Origin of the sequence: Lujinxingia vulgaris (assembly GCF_007997015.1) — a bacterium.
Classification (GTDB): Bacteria; Myxococcota_A; Bradymonadia; order Bradymonadales; family Bradymonadaceae; genus Lujinxingia; species Lujinxingia vulgaris.
The window spans coordinates 37,307-53,289 of record NZ_VOSM01000013.1 but is presented as its reverse complement, the minus strand read 5'-3'; the positions used below and the strand labels follow the sequence as shown (position 1 = coordinate 53,289).

Sequence of the window (15,983 nt, the reverse complement as noted above, 5' to 3'; positions counted from 1 at the left end):
TCCGTGGGTCGTACATCTTCCCCAGGACTTTCAACCACTTTGCTCATCCGTGGGTCGTACATCCCCCCGTGGGTCGTACATACCCCCGACTTTTCGCCACTTTGCTCATCCGTAGGTTGAGCATCCCCTCCCCCCGACTACCCCTCGATCTTCAACCCGAAACGCGACACCAACCCGGGTAGCTGCTCCAGACGCACCTTCATGCCCCGGGTTCGACTTTTGGCCGGATCGAGCACCAGGTTGAGCGCCCCTCGAAGATCGGCCCCCTCCAGGTTGGCCCGCTCCCAGCTCACCCCCGCCACGTCACTCTCCTCAAAACTCGCTTGCCGCAGATCGGCCTCATAGAGGTCACTCTCCTGGAGGCTGCAGCGCACAAAAGACGTCTGGCGCAGATTCAGCGAGCGCATCGACGCGTAGTTGAGGTTGCTCCCCTCAAAGCCCACACTGAACCCGAAGTCACTCACCTCAAAAAAACTCACACCCATCAACTTGCAGTCCACAAAACGCACGCCCTGCAGGCGGGCGCCGGCGAGTTTGACCATGGCGAGGTTGCAGCCCCGAAAGGTGCAGTCGACAAAGGCGATCTGACGAAGATCCGCCCCCAGAAACTCACAGTCGACGAACTCGCAGGCATAGACCTCCTGCTCGAAGGGGCGCTGATGCGTAAAATCAGCGTCGTTGATGGTGGCGTTGAGGTAGGCGTCAGGGGAGGGAAGATCGCTCATCACGAGACACACGCTGCGAGGGGAGAGTGAGGCCCGGAACCGGGCCTGGAGGGAGGTCGAACATCATTCCCCCTCCCAATAGCCGACCTCCGCCGAGAGCGGCAAGAAGACATTGAGCGTGCGTTTGGACGCATCACCGCCGGGTGCTTCACCCCCCATCACCCCGATCTTGTCACTGTCGGGGTAGAGCATCACATCCGGGGCGTTCATCGTGGAGACCACCAGGTAGCGCAGCACCTCGGTGCCCGTGTTGATCACCTGGTGGGCGTGCTCGACACCGGCCGGAAACGCAACAAAATGCCCGGCCCCCACCGGATAGCGCGACTCGCCATGACGAACCTCCCCGCTACCACTGAGGATGTAGAGCGCCTCCTCATTTCCCAGGTGGGCATGAAAAGGAAACGCCGCTCGCCCCACCGGCACCTCAAAAAGGCTGCACCCCAGACGCTGCGCGCCGGCCGCCTTACCGAGCTGCTTTCGCCGGCTGGCAAAACGCTCTCCATGAGACTGCTCTCGCCATTCCAGCTCGTCGGGATGCACACGATGCGACTGACTCATAAATACTCCTGGCTCTGGCCCCTTAACGCTCCCCAACGATCCTGAACGTGTTTAACCCTCGGTCGAACATCGACCGCATAAGTCCTCGCGATCGACCATCCCTCGGTCGAACATCGACCGCATACATCCTCGCGATCGACCATCCCTCGGTCGAACATCGACCGCATACATCCTCGCGATCGACCATCCCTCGGTCGAACATCGACCGCATACATCCTCGCGATCGACCATCCCTCGGTCGAACATCGACCGCATACATCCTCGCGATCGACCATCCCTCGGTCGAACATCGACCGCATACATCCTCGCGATCGACCATCCCTCGGTCGAACATCGACCGCATACAGCCTCACGATCGACCATCCCTCGGTCGCGCACTCGACCATCCCCCGGTCCAACATCTCAGCGTGATTTCAACGCCGCCCCGCCCCCTCAATAAAAATCTCCAGCACCCGATCGATTGCCGGCTTGAGCGCGAATGGCCCCTCAAACGCCCAGTGAATCGTCAGGGAGTGCAGATGCCCCCCCAGCGCCAGTACATAATCGATGGGATCGGCCTCGCGCAGCTCCCCGGCGGCGATGCCCTCCTCCATCAGCTCCAGCCACACGCGCTGGTTGGCGCGGTAGGTTGTCAGAATCTCCTCATCCACCTTCCCGGACGGCGGTCCCATCGGCGCGTTGACCATCGCCGCCACATAAAGCTCGCGCTCCTCCTCGGCGAACTCCGCCAGGCGGTAGAGCAGCCAGCGGGTGCGCTCCCGAAAACAAAGATCCTCGGGAGGCGCCTGCATCATCACCTCGGTGATGCGCGCGCGCACCGATCGCCACAACGTGCAGAGGATGTCATCGCGATTGGCAAAATGCTTGTAGAGCGCCGAGGTCGAATAGCCGGCCTGCGTGGCGATCTCCTCCACGGTCATCGCCTGGCCGCGCTGGTTGTAGACCACCGCCGCCGCTTCCAGGATGCGCTCGCGAGCCTCCACATGACCCAGGCGCTGTCGGTTTGCATCACCCATACGGGAGCTCGTCACTTCAATCAAAACGTTCGTATGCCGCGCGTTGTAAGGAGAGCGCTTAGTGTGGCTGAGCCGCCTCCGATTGGCCAGCGCCGAGATTGACCAACGCCGAGATTGACCAACGCCGATGATCGGTCAGGCGCCGCGCCCATCACCCAGACTAACACCGGGGGCCCCACGCGAAAGCCCCCCAACCGCGCGACACCGCGCTTATCTGGAGAAATGCGTTGCCTGCATCAGCGCCTCAATGAGCGCATCGACGTCGTCGCGATCGGTGTAGGCGCCAAACGATGCGCGAGCCGTCGCGCACAACCCTAACGCCCGCACCAGCGGATGCGCGCAATGCGAGCCCACACGCACCGCCACATTCTGCGCGTCGAGCAGCTCACCCAGGTCGTAGGCGTCCACCCCGCGCAGACCAAAGGCGATCACCGCCGAACGCTGCCGCGGACGCCTCACCACCTCCAGCCCTTCAACCGCCTCAAAGCGCCCCAGCGCATAGGCCGTAAGCTCTTCTTCATGACGCTGCAGCGCCTCCATCCCGAACCCCTCCATCCACGCGATCGCTGCAGCCAGCCCCACCGCCTGCGCCACCGGCGGCGTGCCCGCCTCCAGCCGGTTGGGAAGCTCGGCGAAGACGACCTCCTCCTCCGTCACCGAGGTCATCATGCCTCCTCCCAGCTCCACCGGACGCAGCCGCTCCAGGGCCTCGGGCCGACCATAGAGCACTCCCACCCCGGTCGGGCCGTACATCTTGTGGGCCGAACACACAAAGAAGTCACACCCCAGCGTCGTCACATCGACCGCCCGATGCGCCACACTCTGCGAGCCATCGATCACACTCAACGCGCCGTGCTGGCGCGCCATCGCCACAAGCTCGTCCACCGGGTTGACCGTCCCCAACACATTGGAGACATGCGTCAGCGCCACAACCGCCGTACGCGCGCCGATCATCGCCTCGGCCGCGTCCATATCCAGCTCGCCACGCTCATTGAGCGGAAGCACCCGCAACCTCGCGCCGCTCGCTTCGGCCAGCGCGCGCCAGGGCAGCAGGTTGGCGTGATGCTCCATCGCGCTGACCACAACCTCATCGCCCTCCCGAAGCGCCCCGCGAAGTCCGCCTGCAATCAGGTTGAGCGCGTGCGTTGCCCCGCGCGTAAACACCACCGAGGCGCTCGTCTCAGCCCCCAGAAACGCCGCCACCCGCTCCCGAGCCGCCTCGTAGCGCCCGGTCGAGCGCCGCGCCCTCCAATGCCCCCCTCGCCCCGCCGAGCCGGTCTCGGTGGCATAAAAATCACTCAACGCGTCGATCACCGGCTGCGGCGTCAACGTCGTCGCCGCGCTGTCCAGATACGCCCAGCGCCGCGCAGCCTCGCCACCCTCATGGCGCAACGCCGGGATCTGCTCGCGCACCCGCGCCGCAAGACTGGCAGACTCACTCATTGTGCTGGCCTCTACTGCTGCGCTTCGTTCCGGTTCCATTGGCACCCCTGGGTTCATACTCCGTGAGCAGTACGCGGTGGTGATCGATGCGCGCTCGCCAGCCACACAGGTGAGATACACCGGCAAAAAGCGACGCTCTCCATCCAGAAGACACGACTTCGATGGTAGCCTGCCCTACATCTATAACACGATCCCGCCCCCGGACTCCCCCGAAGCCTTCTCTGCCCCTGGGGCACAGGCCATCGACCTCGCCCTCGCCCCGATTTCACGTCCGCCCTGCCCCCCGCGCGGGGGAGCCGGGCGTGTAACGCTTGACGCACCCTACGGGGACTGCGAGAAATGTAAGCAGACACTTAGTCTACATCCTGACGCCTTAAGCTACCGTGCTTCCTTGTGTTTTGCGATCATCTTCTCGCCACAAACACCGGGCCCACCTGCCTCTGCCCCTGCCCCCGGGACTCCCCCTATGGCGATCCACCCCCGACTGCGCACACTTTTTGAAACGCTGGATATCGACGACGCTCAGGCCCTTCCCGATGAGGCTACCTGAGCCCGCCTGCTCGTCGGTATCAATCAGATCTGCGCGGAATCGGAGCATAACGCCTTTCTGCTTAACCAGACCCTGGACACCCTGGGTGAGTCCTCGCGCCAGCTTGAGTCTAAGGTCAATGAGGAGCGTGAGAAGCTGCAATCTCTGCTCAGTGCGGTGGAAGACGGGGTCTGCGCCATCGATCGTCGCGGGCGCCTGCTCTTTGCCAACCCGGCCGCCACCCGCCTCTTCAGAGGCACACTCGACGACGATTTCAAACTTCTGGAGCGCCTGGGCGTCGACCACACCGACCCCGACCAGCCAGCCACCGAGCCCGAGCGCAGCGCCCAGACCCTGCTCAACTCCGGGGCCACGCTGCGCGACGACGACGGGCTTCTGGAGCGCAACGGTGCCAGCGCGCTGCCCGTCTCCTACATCCTCAGCCCCATTGAGCGCGACGGCGTTGTCGTCGGCGCTGTCTGCGTGATCCGCGACGTCACCGAACAAAAAGAGGTCGCCGACCGCCTCCAGCGCCTCAACGACGAGATCACCCGCGCCCGCGACCAGGCCATCGAGGCCAACCAGGCCAAGAGCAGCTTTCTGGCCAATATGAGCCACGAGCTGCGCACCCCGCTCAACGCCGTCATCGGCTACACCGAACTTATTCGCGAAGACGCCGAGGTCTTTGGCTACAACGAGATCACCCCCGATCTCGGCAAGATTTACACCGCCGCCAAGCACCTCTTAAGCCTGATCAACGACATCCTCGACCTCTCCAAGATCGAGGCCGGTCGCCACGAGATCGTCTGGGAGAGCTTCGATCTTGGCGAGCTTATTGATGATGTCGTCTCCACCATTGAGCCGGTGGCCCGCGAGAAAAACAACCACTTTGAGGTCGTCGCCGAAGAAGGCCTGGGCACGATCCGCGCCGACCGCATCAAGCTGCGCCAGATCCTCATCAACCTCCTGAGCAACGCCTGCAAGTTCACAGAGGGCGGCCGCGTCACCCTCAACGTGCGCCGCGAAGACACCGGCCCCGGCGAGAACTTCGTCTTCGATGTCACCGACACCGGCATCGGCGTGGTCCAGGAGAAGATCGACGAGCTCTTTGAGCCCTTCACCCAGGCCGACAACTCCACCACCCGCCAGTACGGCGGCACCGGTCTGGGACTCACCATTACGCAGCACTTCTGCCGCATGATGGGCGGCTTCATCAACGCCACCAGCAGCCCCGGCGAAGGCTCCACCTTCAGCGTGCATCTGCCCGCACCGCTGGTGGCCAGCGAGGCGCTCAACGCCATCGACGAGGCCGCCGCCCTGCCGCGTGCCGCCCGCAACGACCACACCGTCCTGGTCATCGACGACAGCGAGACCGTCCATGAGCTGCTGCGTCGCCAGCTCGGCCGCGCCGGCTACCGCGTCGTCAGCGCCATCAGCGGCGATGAGGGCCTGCGCATGGCCCGCGCCGTCGGCCCCTCGGCCATCACCCTCGATGTGATGATGCCCGGCCGCAGCGGCTGGGACACCCTGGCCGAGCTCAAACACGACCCGGAGCTCGCCCACATCCCCGTCGTCATGCTCACGATGGTCGTCGACCGCAAAAAAGGCTTCGCGCTCGGCGCCGACGACTACCTGGTCAAACCCGTCAGCGGCGACGTCCTCCTGCGCACCCTCCAGCGCTTCGAGCTGGAGCGCGGCGAGTTGCAGGCGCTGGTGGTGGAAGACGATGACGCCACGCGCGAGATCATGGATCGCACCCTGCAAAACGCCGGCTGGCAGACCACCACCGCCATCCACGGCCGCAAGGCCATCGATCATCTGCGCACGCTCAATGCCGACAACCTCCCCGACATCATCCTCCTCGATCTGATGATGCCCGAGATGGACGGCTTTGAGTTTCTGGAGGTGCTGCGCGCCGACCCCGCGCTGAGCGAGATCCCGGTCATCGTGGTCACCGCCCGCCAGCTCTCCCGCAAAGAGCTGCAACAGCTCCAGCAGGTCACCGAGCGGGTGATGCGCAAAGGCAACTTCACCGGCGCCGAGCTCGTCGAGGAGGTCGACCGTCTGGTCGCCCCCGGCGCCCGCCGCCCGCTTGCCCCGGCGCTCAGCTGAGCGTCTTTTCTGAGTTTCGCTGTACGTCTCCCCACCCCCGTCGTTGGAGTCGCCATGAGCCCCCTGCATGATCTGGAACGCTGGAGCCCCGAGTACGACCTGCGATTTGTGGCGGAGACGCCCGTCTGCGGGCACTGCCATCACTACAACCTCTTTATCGACAAGACCGTCAACGACGCGCTGGGGCTTGCCGGCGGCGCGAAGCTGCGCACCGAGGCGGCCCGCGAGTTCTTCTGGGCCCTGCTCAACCGCGCCGTCCTCGAGCTCAACATCGCCGATCCCGCCGCGCGCCTCCAACTCGCCGAAGATCTCTTTCGCACCTGGGGGCACGGCCGCCTGGAGCTCAGCGGCCTCAACGCGCAGGGCGGCGTGGCCCTGGGCCGCACCCTGCACTCCAGCTACAGCTGGCGCGAGAAGTTCGGCGACCAGCCCCGCTACTCTCCGGCCGACGCCCTGGCCGCAGGCTTTGCAGCCGCCGCAATGGCCGTCGCCTTCGATCTTCCTCCCCACGAGGTCGAAGCCACCGAGACCCTCTGCCTGGCTATGGGCCATCAGAGCTGCGAGTTCCGCCTGCGCCGCGTCGAAGGCACCCAGCCCCTGGAGCCACCGGTGACCCGCCAGGCCACGCTCGATGTGCTCCCCAAAAGCTTCGGCGGCCGCTCCGAAGACGAGGTCCAGCGCCTGACCGAGGGTCTGCGCGACTTCCTCTCGGGTGTCAAAGGTGATGAGCGCGGGCTGATTGAGGCGTTTGGCGTCTTTGTGACCTTCAGCCCGGTCAACATCTACAACCGCCTCTCCTACGAGATGCTCGAGACCTTGCGCCAGCGCCACGAGAGCTTTGCGCGGGTCTCGGCCGGGCTGCTGCGCGAGGCCGGCCGGATGTGCGGCTTTAACACCTTCGGCGGCATCATCGGTTCGCCGGAGTGGGAGGCGCTCACCGGCACCAGCGAGCGCGACGCGCTCACCGTCGCGCTTCATTCCTGCACGATCGCCCGGGGCTTAGGCTTCGGGAGGTGGTCGGTGGCCGACTTTGAGCCGGGACGGCTGCTCATCCTCCAGGCGCCCTCCACCTATGAAGGCCCCTACTACAAGCTGCGCCATGGCGAGGGCTCCACCCCCTCGTGCTACCTCTTTGAGGGGGCGTGTGAGGCCATCGCGCAGCTCGGCCACGCCGTCGACTGGAGCTCGACGCCGGCGTTCACGCCGGAGTTCTACGACCAGATGAGCAACGATCCCGACAACCAGTGGCAGGCCGAGCAGACCCACTGCGTCAGCTGCGGCGACGATCATTGCGAAGTCATCGTGACCCGGCAGATCCGATGAGCACCTCGGAGATCGATGCGCCGCTCAACCTGCGAAAAGACCGGGCGTGCATCGACGATCTTCTCTGGCGCCTCGATCTCCCCGAGGGCACCAACCTCGACGCCATGCCCGCAGCGCTCGAAGGCGTCGGGCTTACCCGGAGCGGCCAGGCCTCCAACCTCCCGATGTGGGTCTTCTTCAGCGCCGAGGAGCACCGCCTGCTGGTGGTGCCCGCCACCGGTCGACTGCAACTTCGGATGCATTACGCCACCCCCCGAGAAGATCGCGTCAGCGCTGCCAGCGCCCTGGCCGAACAGGTCGACCGCGCGCTGGCGTCGTGCCAAAAATGACCAACCCCCGGTCGTGCCTCACCCGCTCCACGTCTACGTGAAACGCGACCGAGGGTCGGTCACATCACCCTCGTGATGACCGACCCTCGGTCGTATCATAGCCCCGAATTTTCGCTCGAATGTCCGACCCCCGGTCGTACCTCACCCGCACCACGTCTACGTGATGCACGTCCGAGGGTCGGTCGTGCAGCTTAAAACTGCACGCGCACCGGCGTCGTGCGATCGACCTGCGTGCCGTCGCCCAGCTGACCGTGGGAGTTGCGTCCCCAGCACATCACTCCGCCGTCGGTCAGGCGCGCGCAGGTGTGCATCCCGCCCACCTGCACATCGATGGCCGAGGGCATCGTCAGCGCAAAGGGCTCGTAGAAGTTATCGGTGTCGCCCAGGCCCAGCCGCCCGTACTGGCCGCTGCCCCAGCAGTAGACCGTACCGCTGGCTACCGCACACACGTGGCGCTCCCCAACGCTCAGAAAATCCGCCGAACCCGGCCCGCCAAACACCTCATTGGGGCGTGAGGTCGAAGGCGTCGAGCTGTCTCCGAGCTGTCCGTAGGCGGGGCTTCCCCAGCAGTAAATCGTGCCGAACGTCCCTCGCGCGCATGAGTAACGATCTCCGGCCGCAACATAGGGGCCGGAGAGAAAGCCGGAGATATAATCGGCGTCATCAACCTGACGCGGCACAGTTGAGCTGGAACCAAAATAACCCGCATCACCAAGCTCACCGTAGCTGTTACGTCCCCAGCATACATAGCGTCCGTTGAGCTGACGGCGAGCACAACTGTGGTACCGCCCGGCGTGGATCTGCGTGGCGTCGGCCAGACCCGACACCGGCGTCGGCAGTGTCAGAGGACTGCTTGATGGAACTGCCCCGCCGCTGCCAAGTTTGCCAGATTCATCGCTGCCCCAGCAGTAGGCCTGCCCGCCGCTGACGATCGCGCAGGTATGCGTTGATCCCGCGCTCACCGTGGTCACCACCGGAGGTGTGCCCGCCCACACCACCGGCGTGGGCGTGAGAGCGTCGACGACAGTCCCGTTGCCAAGCTGACCCGTCTGATTTCCTCCCCAGCATGAGAGCGTGCCGCCCTGCTGAATCGCGCAGGTGTGATAGCCACCGGCCGAGATCTTCGTCACATTGCTGAGCCCCGGCACCAGCGTGGGCTGCGCCTTGTAGATGGTGGTGCCATCGCCCAGGCGCCCGTCGTCGTTGCGACCCCAGCAGTACACCTGACCGTTGGTGGTGCGCACACAGGTATGCGCAAAGCCCGATGTGAGCTCGGCGATCTCCACGTCCAGACACGCGCTCTGATCCAGCTCACAGCTCGCGTCACAGCTGAGCGCGCCGCCCGCTGATCCCACCGAGGTGCAGGTGGCCCCGTCGAGGTCGCCCCCGTCACAGCCCTCATGGGCAGGCTGCATCACACCGTCGCCGCAATAACCGGTGACCCGACCGGCGACCTCCTGACACTGCGCGTTGCACACCTGGCAGCTCTCCTCACCGTAGGCGCAGCTCGTCTGGGGGCTGCCGCCGTGATCGCAATCTTCGCCGCTCTGCACCACCCCGTCGCCGCAGCCGGACTCAACTTCCACGTCGACAAGCTCGCACTGCGCGTTGCACACCTGGCAGCTCGTCTCACCGGCCTCACACTCGGTCTCGGGGCTGCCGCCATGGTCGCAACCTTCACCCTCGTCGGACTGCACCACCCCGTCGCCGCAGTAGCCCGAGCTCTGCCCGGCCACGAGCTGACACTGCGCGTTGCACACCTCACAGCTGGCCTCACCGTAGGCGCAGGCCAGCTCCACGGTGCCACCATGGTCGCATTGCTCTTCGCCCTGCACCTGGCCATCGCCACAGCTCGCCGGAATCTCACAGGCCTGCTCACAGGGGCCCCCGCAATCCACGCCCTCTTCACCCCCGTTCTGAATGCCATCCTCACAGCTCGGTGCAGCAGCGCAGGCCTCCTCGCAGGAGCCGCCACAGTCCACGCCCTCCTCACCCCCGTTCTGAATGCCATCATCGCAGGTGGGTGGATCGACATCCGGCTCGTCCTCACAGCTCAGCCCGCAGGCCCCCCCGCAATCCACGCCCTCCTCACCCCCGTTCTGAATGCCATCATCGCAGGTCGGCTCCACCGGCTCGTCCTCACAGCTCAGCTCGCAGGGCCCCCCGCAGTCCACGCCCTCCTCACCCCCGTTCTGAACCGTGTCCTCACACGAGGGCACCAGACAGACCCGGTACGAAGGGTCGAACTCCTCGCCCTCCCCACAATCTTCAGGCTGCACGCGCACATAACAGGTACCCGCCACACAGCTAAACCCATCCTGGCAGGAGGGCACGCAGGCGTTCTCATCGTCATTGCGACGACGATCGGTATCGCCCCCACCGCAGGCACTTAAGAAAAGGGTGATCACAACTACTAGTGCAACAGCGCACCGGGACATGGCTACCTCTAAAAACATGTGTCAGATTAGGTCTTTAGGTGACCCGACGTCTTTAGCGGACCCGGCACTTAGAAGCAACTTACCCCCCTGGCGATCCTCGTACGTTGCGGAACGCTCAGGAGAGGGGTTCGGCATCGCTCTTTTTGGAGCCGCCCGGCAATGGAATGAACTCCTCGTCGTCGTGCACCGGAAGTTTGATGCGCCCGGCCTCCCAGTCGGCCTTGGCCTGCTCGATGCGCTCCTTGCTTGACGACACAAAGTTCCACCAGATATGCCGCTTCCCCAGCGGCTCGCCGCCGAGCAGCATCACGGTGGCCGGGGTGCGCGCGGTGATCACCGGATCTTTGCCAGCCTCCACCACCAGCAGCTGCCCCTTTTTGTAGAGCTGACCGCCGAGCTCCACCTTCCCGCGCGCCACATAAACGGCGCGCTCGCTGTAACCCTCGGGAAGTTTCAACCTCGCCTCCGGCGCAAGCTCGCTGTGCACATAGAAGAGCGGCGAGTGGGTCTGCACGGGGCTTTTCAGACCGTAGGCCTGACCGGCGATCACCCGCAACCACACGCCCGATGCATCATCGTGGGGAAGCTGCGTCTGCTCGTAATGATGAAACGTGGGGTCGGTCTCCTCAATCTCTTCGGGCAGCGCCACCCAGGCCTGCAAAAGCTCCAGATCCCCGCCGGTGCGCCGAAACTCGTCTTCAAAACGCTCCGAATGGCTCACGCCGCTGCCGGCCGTCATCCAGTTCACATCCCCCGGCTTGATCACCTGCTCGTAGCCCACGCTGTCGCGGTGCATCCACTTGCCGTGAAAGATGTACGTGATCGTCGAGAGCCCGATATGCGGGTGGGGCAACACGTCCATCTCCTCGGAGATCACCGGCCGCAGTGAGACCGGCCCGGCGTGATCCAGAAAGATAAACGGCCCGACCATCCGTCGCTTGCGATAGGGCAGAATCCGCGCCACTTCAAAGCCAGGCCCCAGCTGGGCGGCGCGCGCATCAATGACGATGTCGAGCATACATCCTCCACAAAATTCGAGTCAGAAGGGGCGCCCCATCGCGCCGCCCCCCGAGTGTGCGCACAGACCCACGGTCGGGCAACTCGGCGCCATACGTCGAAAAGAGCCGGCCCCGGGTTGTCAATTCCCCGAACACCCCCACGAATCGACCCACATCGCCCCCCCCGCGTCTCACAACCACCCAACCACACAACCACCTCTTCACAGATGGGTTCAGGCTCAGCGTGCGCGAAGGCGGTGGACCAACCGACCCGGCGCAAACGCCGCAGCCACGATCAGCGGGTAGATCGCCACGCTGATCGCCACAAAAAACATCATGAACCCCTGCCCCAACCCGCAGTCGTTCTTCCACGAATCGGTCAGAGTCAGCGCGACAAAACTGCAGATGATAAAGGCCCAGCCCGAGGCCGTCAGCGTCGCCCCGGTGCGCCCTCGCCCGTCGAGAATTCCCGCCGTAATCGGCGGCCCCAGGATACCGCTGCCCCAGATCGCGAGAACCAGCCAGCTCTCCGCCAGAAAAGACGGCAGGCTCGCCCGACTCAGCGCCCACCCCATCGCCAGCATACTGCCCAGCGATGCGACATTAACCAATCCCCACAGCGGCCAGCGCATCCGCGGCTGTGGGGGGTTGGGATGGCGAAAGACACGCAACCAGGTGGTGTAGATCGGAGAAAACTCGTCGAACATGGTCAAACCCCGGGGCAAATGGATCCAACGTGCACAGCAGCGTGCCAACATCTCGGGGCTCAACACCGCAAGAGCCGTGCCATCTGAAAAAAGACCGAAAGAAGGCCCAAATACGTCACGACACGGTCCATTTCCCGCAAAGCATATACATTTTACGCACACCAGCCTGGCATATTGTGCCCGCCCCTTAAGAGCTCGTGACGAAGTCGAACTCGCGCCACCAGCACGAGAACGAGGACGCGCGCTACCAGTACGAGTACGCGCTACCAGTACGAGCACGCGCTACCAGTACGAGTACGAGCACGCGCCCCTTCCCTAAAAAACCCTAAAAAACCCGCGACCCTGTCACCCGCTTGGGCATCTTTCGAGCCCAACCCAGCCCGGAATCGCTCACATCCACCACAAGCAGCTCACGGTGTGGGAGAACGTGCCCCAGCCCGAGCTCTTCAAGCGTGACCACGTGTTTTCGGGGCCAGAATGAGAGCCGAACGCGAACCCCGAGCACGTAGCAATGCTCCTCGGGAAAGTGCGCCATCTCTTTGCTGGCCAGCCAGGCCTCTTTGACGCCGGGAAGCGACTGCAGCGCCTCCATAATCTCCTCGACCTCCTGCGCGCTCAGATCGTGCGCGAAGAGCACATCGTGGCGCGTAAGCTCATCGCGTTCTTTGCGCGCCTCCTCCAGATCGTGGAACCACACATCGAGGCGGTCTGCCCAGCGGGCGGCCATCGCCTCATCGCCCTGACGTTTGTAATAGGTTTAGAGGGTCTGACCGGCGTCGCCCGTCAGCCAGATGTCGTCGGCGATGGCGGTTTCCAGAAGCGGGATGCCCTGAAAAATAACCGTCCCCGGGTCGTTTTCGACGTCACGTAGGATTGACTCCGGCCCCCGCAAGTGTAAAGAGTTGTTTCAATCTTTTCAGAAGTCGTCTCCCCCTCAAGCCATGCGCGTTTCACGAGCGTTGCGCCTCGCGCCACCGCCGCGCTGCGCACCCCTCACTTGCCTCGGAGTTCTCCTTGCAGCCTACCGCTCAGAAATCATCGCTCGTCACCCTCGTCGCTCTCCTGCTCACCTCCACCGCGGCCGGCTGCGGCTCGGAAGCCCCCCAGGAAGGCCCCTCCCTCAGCGTCACCGAGGCCACCAGCGAGCAATGCCCCCACGGCGGTCAGGTCATCCTCATCGATGAGACCGAGCACGTCCTCTGCCAGGGCGCCCCGGGCGAAGATGGTGAATCGCCCGAGATCGAGGTCACCGACGCCACGGCCGAGCAGTGTGATGAGGGTGGCGTGGTCATCACCCTCGACGATGAAAGCCACATCATCTGCGACGGCGAAGATGGCGAAGACGGTGAAGACGGCCAGCCTGGCGAGTCGGGTGCCCACGTGGTGGTACGCGCCAGTGAGGCCGAGGTCGCACAGTGCGAGTTTGGCGGCACCTTCCTGGAGTTTGGCCTCGACGCCAACGCCAACAGCATCCTCGACGCCGAAGAAGACGTGATCGAGAGCACCTCCATCTGCAACGGCGCCACCGGTGAAGCGGGTCAGGCGGGCCTCAACACGGCGATGCGCGTCAGCGCCGCCGACGTGGCCAGCTGCGAGTTCGGCGGCACGCTCCTGGAGTTTGGCCTCGACGCCAACGCCAACGGCAGCCTCGACGCCGAAGAAGACGTGATCGAGAGCGAATTCATCTGCAACGGCGCCCCCGGCGAAGACGGGCTTACCCCCACTGTCACGCTCGGCAACGCCACCTCCGAAGATTGTCCGGGCGGCGAGGGCACCCTGCTGACGATTGGCGAGGAATCCACGCTGATCTGCCCGCTGATGGTCGTGTATGCCGCCGATCTTCCCACCGGCACGCTCGTCGTCGACAGCGCCACCGTCTGGAATGAAGCTCCCCTGGAGTGGCGCGTGGTCCATCATAACTACGGCTTCCTGGCCAACTCGGTGACCCTGCGCACCACCGAGTTCGTCGCGTTGCGGGCGATCTACAACGCCGGCTGGGCCAACGCCTGGGGCTCAAGCGATCTGCGCACCTGGCTCAACGCCGACTTCGCCGCCGCCTTCTCCCCGGCGTTGAGCGAGGCACTTACGCCCGTCACCATTCCCTGGGTCTCCATCAACAGCGGTGACCTCACCACCGGCGGCGACGTCGACGCGGTCTTCATCGCCTCGCGCACCGAGCTCGGCGGCGAGGCGGTCGCTGGCGAGGGCGAGGTCTTTGACTGGTTCGCCGACCCGGCCACCGCCGCCGAGCGACGCGCCGAGAGCGAGACCCCGGTGCAGTACTGGACCCGCACCGGCATGTGGACCACCTACAGCGGCAGCGAATACCCCATGAGCGCCTGGATGGTGAACACGTCTGGCGACTTCGTCGCCGGAAACTGGACCAGCGACCCCTTCGGAGTCCGGCCGGTGATCAACATCGACGGCGACACCCTGGTGGTGCAGCGCGAGAGCAATCGTTTTGAAGTGATCACCCTCGACTAACGCCCACGTCGGAGCGACACGCAACTCGCCGCTCCGAACATGTTTTTTTGAAGAGCGCCGGCACACCGCCGGCGCTCTTTTTTTTATCGAGAATGACCGACCCTCGGTCGTGCACGACGGCGTCCACACTGGAAGTTGTTCAACCCTCGGTCGCGCAATCCGGCGTATTTACTGGACTTTGTACGACCCTCGGTTGAGCAACCTCTGGAGGATGCCCGACCCTCGGTCCTGCGACCCGCGTCTTATAGGAAGATTGCCCGGCCCCGAATCACACTCCCCTAATAGGGAAGCGGAGAGCTCGACGCCGGCTCCGCCGGCCGCCCGATCATAAAGGCGATCTGCCTTAAGAAACCCTCCACGAACTCCTCGACATCGGCGCCCTCCAGGGTCTCGTAGTCCTCCTCATCCGCAATATCAAAGCCCAGCTCACCCTCCATCCGCCTCCCGAGGGGCTCCATGCTCATCTGCTTCATAAAGCCGCGGCTTGAGCTCGGCAGCTCGGTGGTAAACGAGGCGAAGAAGGCCGGATTAAAATCCGTCTCAATGATCAGGCGCTCGATGCAGCGCTCACTCTCGGCGCGCAGCGCGTCAGCGTCGTCGTGCTCGCTCAAGCTGACGCTGAAAAACGCCGCCGGCATATGCTGCAGCTCCCGGTGCCGCTCCCCGATCAGCTCCTCGATCGGCTGTGCATACTCCCCATCCTCCAGCGCGCTCCCGAAGATCACCCCGTCATAATCGCTGAGCTCCAGCTCCTCGGGGATGGCCTCGGCGGTGAAAAGCTCCACGCGGTGACTCATCTCCTTGAGATGGGTCGCGATCGCGTCAGCGACCTGCCGCGTTTCGATCGTGTCGGCCTGGTAGATAAGAGCGAGTCGGGTGATCGTGTCCATAAGTCCCTCGAACGAAAGTCATCGTAAGTGGTTGATGTTACACCCAAAATAGACCCGAACCCCACCTCACCAACGTCGTTTATGCCGGCACTCAAACCCCAACGTGCACGCACCCACGCGCCCCACCCAACGCCCCCACTCACCCCCCAACATCGCGAACCACCGGCGCCCCACAACCAAAAACGCGTACCTCCCAACGCCCTCACGAATCGACCCACCCCGCAAACCCCGGCGCCCCACAACCAAAACGCACACCCCCCAACGCCCTCACGAATCGCCCCACCCCGCAAACCCCGGCGCCCCACAACCACCCAACCCCACAACCACACAACCACAACCCGCACACCCCCCAACGCCCGCGGCAACTCCCAACATCGCGAACCTCCGGCCACAACGCTCGGCCCTTCCCCAAATGCCCCCCAACCCGAGCG

General features: G+C 64.4%; 13 protein-coding genes. 4 read left to right on the top strand and 9 right to left on the bottom strand.

Going from position 1 to position 15,983, the window contains the following annotated elements; genetic code table 11:
• Positions 1–137 precede the first annotated feature (137 nt).
• From FRC98_RS18545 to FRC98_RS18530, 4 genes are all read right to left on the bottom strand, one after another.
• Complete coding sequence (locus tag FRC98_RS18545; RefSeq protein ID WP_146982921.1) at positions 138–725, bottom strand: pentapeptide repeat-containing protein; 588 nt, start codon at positions 723–725, stop codon at positions 138–140.
• A 63-nt stretch (positions 726–788) separates the two neighbouring features.
• Positions 789–1,283, bottom strand: coding sequence for a cupin domain-containing protein (locus FRC98_RS18540; RefSeq protein ID WP_146982920.1), 495 nt, complete (start codon positions 1,281–1,283; stop codon positions 789–791).
• Positions 1,284–1,696: 413 nt separating this feature from the next.
• Entirely contained in the window at positions 1,697–2,299 is a 603-nt protein-coding gene (locus FRC98_RS18535; protein WP_146982919.1) for a TetR/AcrR family transcriptional regulator, read from the bottom strand.
• A gap of 210 nt (positions 2,300–2,509) precedes the next feature.
• Positions 2,510–3,742, bottom strand: a complete 1,233-nt coding sequence (locus FRC98_RS18530; protein WP_230467780.1) for an aminotransferase class V-fold PLP-dependent enzyme — start codon at positions 3,740–3,742, stop codon at positions 2,510–2,512.
• Between the two features lie 556 nt (positions 3,743–4,298).
• On the opposite strand from FRC98_RS18530, the gene FRC98_RS18525 reads away from it, so the two are divergent.
• Genes FRC98_RS18525 through FRC98_RS18515 form a run of 3 tightly spaced genes read left to right on the top strand, consistent with a single transcriptional unit; the run spans position 4,299 to position 8,035 of the window.
• Entirely contained in the window at positions 4,299–6,383 is a 2,085-nt protein-coding gene (locus FRC98_RS18525; RefSeq protein WP_347342174.1) for a response regulator, read from the top strand.
• A 54-nt stretch (positions 6,384–6,437) separates the two neighbouring features.
• Positions 6,438–7,706 carry a hypothetical protein gene (locus tag FRC98_RS18520; RefSeq protein WP_146982916.1) on the top strand — a complete coding sequence of 423 codons (1,269 nt, stop codon included), beginning with the start codon at positions 6,438–6,440 and terminating at the stop codon, positions 7,704–7,706.
• A complete protein-coding gene (locus FRC98_RS18515; protein WP_146982915.1) occupies positions 7,703–8,035 on the top strand; it encodes a hypothetical protein in 333 nt (110 codons plus the stop codon). Before FRC98_RS18520 ends, FRC98_RS18515 begins: the two co-directional genes overlap by 4 nt.
• A 191-nt stretch (positions 8,036–8,226) precedes the next feature.
• On the opposite strand, the gene FRC98_RS18510 is transcribed toward FRC98_RS18515, so the two are convergent.
• The 4 genes from FRC98_RS18510 to FRC98_RS18495 form a co-directional block, all read right to left on the bottom strand.
• Positions 8,227–10,443 carry an RCC1 domain-containing protein gene (locus tag FRC98_RS18510; RefSeq protein WP_230467779.1) on the bottom strand — a complete coding sequence of 739 codons (2,217 nt, stop codon included), beginning with the start codon at positions 10,441–10,443 and terminating at the stop codon, positions 8,227–8,229.
• 145 nt (positions 10,444–10,588) lie between these two features.
• Complete coding sequence (locus FRC98_RS18505; RefSeq protein ID WP_146982913.1) at positions 10,589–11,491, bottom strand: pirin family protein; 903 nt, start codon at positions 11,489–11,491, stop codon at positions 10,589–10,591.
• Between the two features lie 219 nt (positions 11,492–11,710).
• Positions 11,711–12,178 (bottom strand): hypothetical protein, encoded by a 468-nt coding sequence (locus FRC98_RS18500; RefSeq protein WP_146982912.1) that lies wholly within the window; start codon positions 12,176–12,178, stop codon positions 11,711–11,713.
• 325 nt (positions 12,179–12,503) lie between these two features.
• Entirely contained in the window at positions 12,504–12,905 is a 402-nt protein-coding gene (locus FRC98_RS18495; RefSeq protein ID WP_146982911.1) for a hypothetical protein, read from the bottom strand.
• 287 nt (positions 12,906–13,192) lie between these two features.
• Between FRC98_RS18495 and FRC98_RS18490 the strand changes: the two genes are divergently transcribed.
• Positions 13,193–14,662, top strand: a complete 1,470-nt coding sequence (locus tag FRC98_RS18490; RefSeq protein WP_146982910.1) for a DUF6273 domain-containing protein — start codon at positions 13,193–13,195, stop codon at positions 14,660–14,662.
• A gap of 278 nt (positions 14,663–14,940) precedes the next feature.
• Here FRC98_RS18490 and FRC98_RS18485 read toward each other — a convergent pair whose 3' ends face one another.
• On the bottom strand, positions 14,941–15,552 hold the full coding sequence (locus tag FRC98_RS18485; protein ID WP_146982909.1) for a flavodoxin domain-containing protein: 612 nt from the start codon (positions 15,550–15,552) through the stop codon (positions 14,941–14,943).
• Positions 15,553–15,983: the final 431 nt, after the last annotated feature.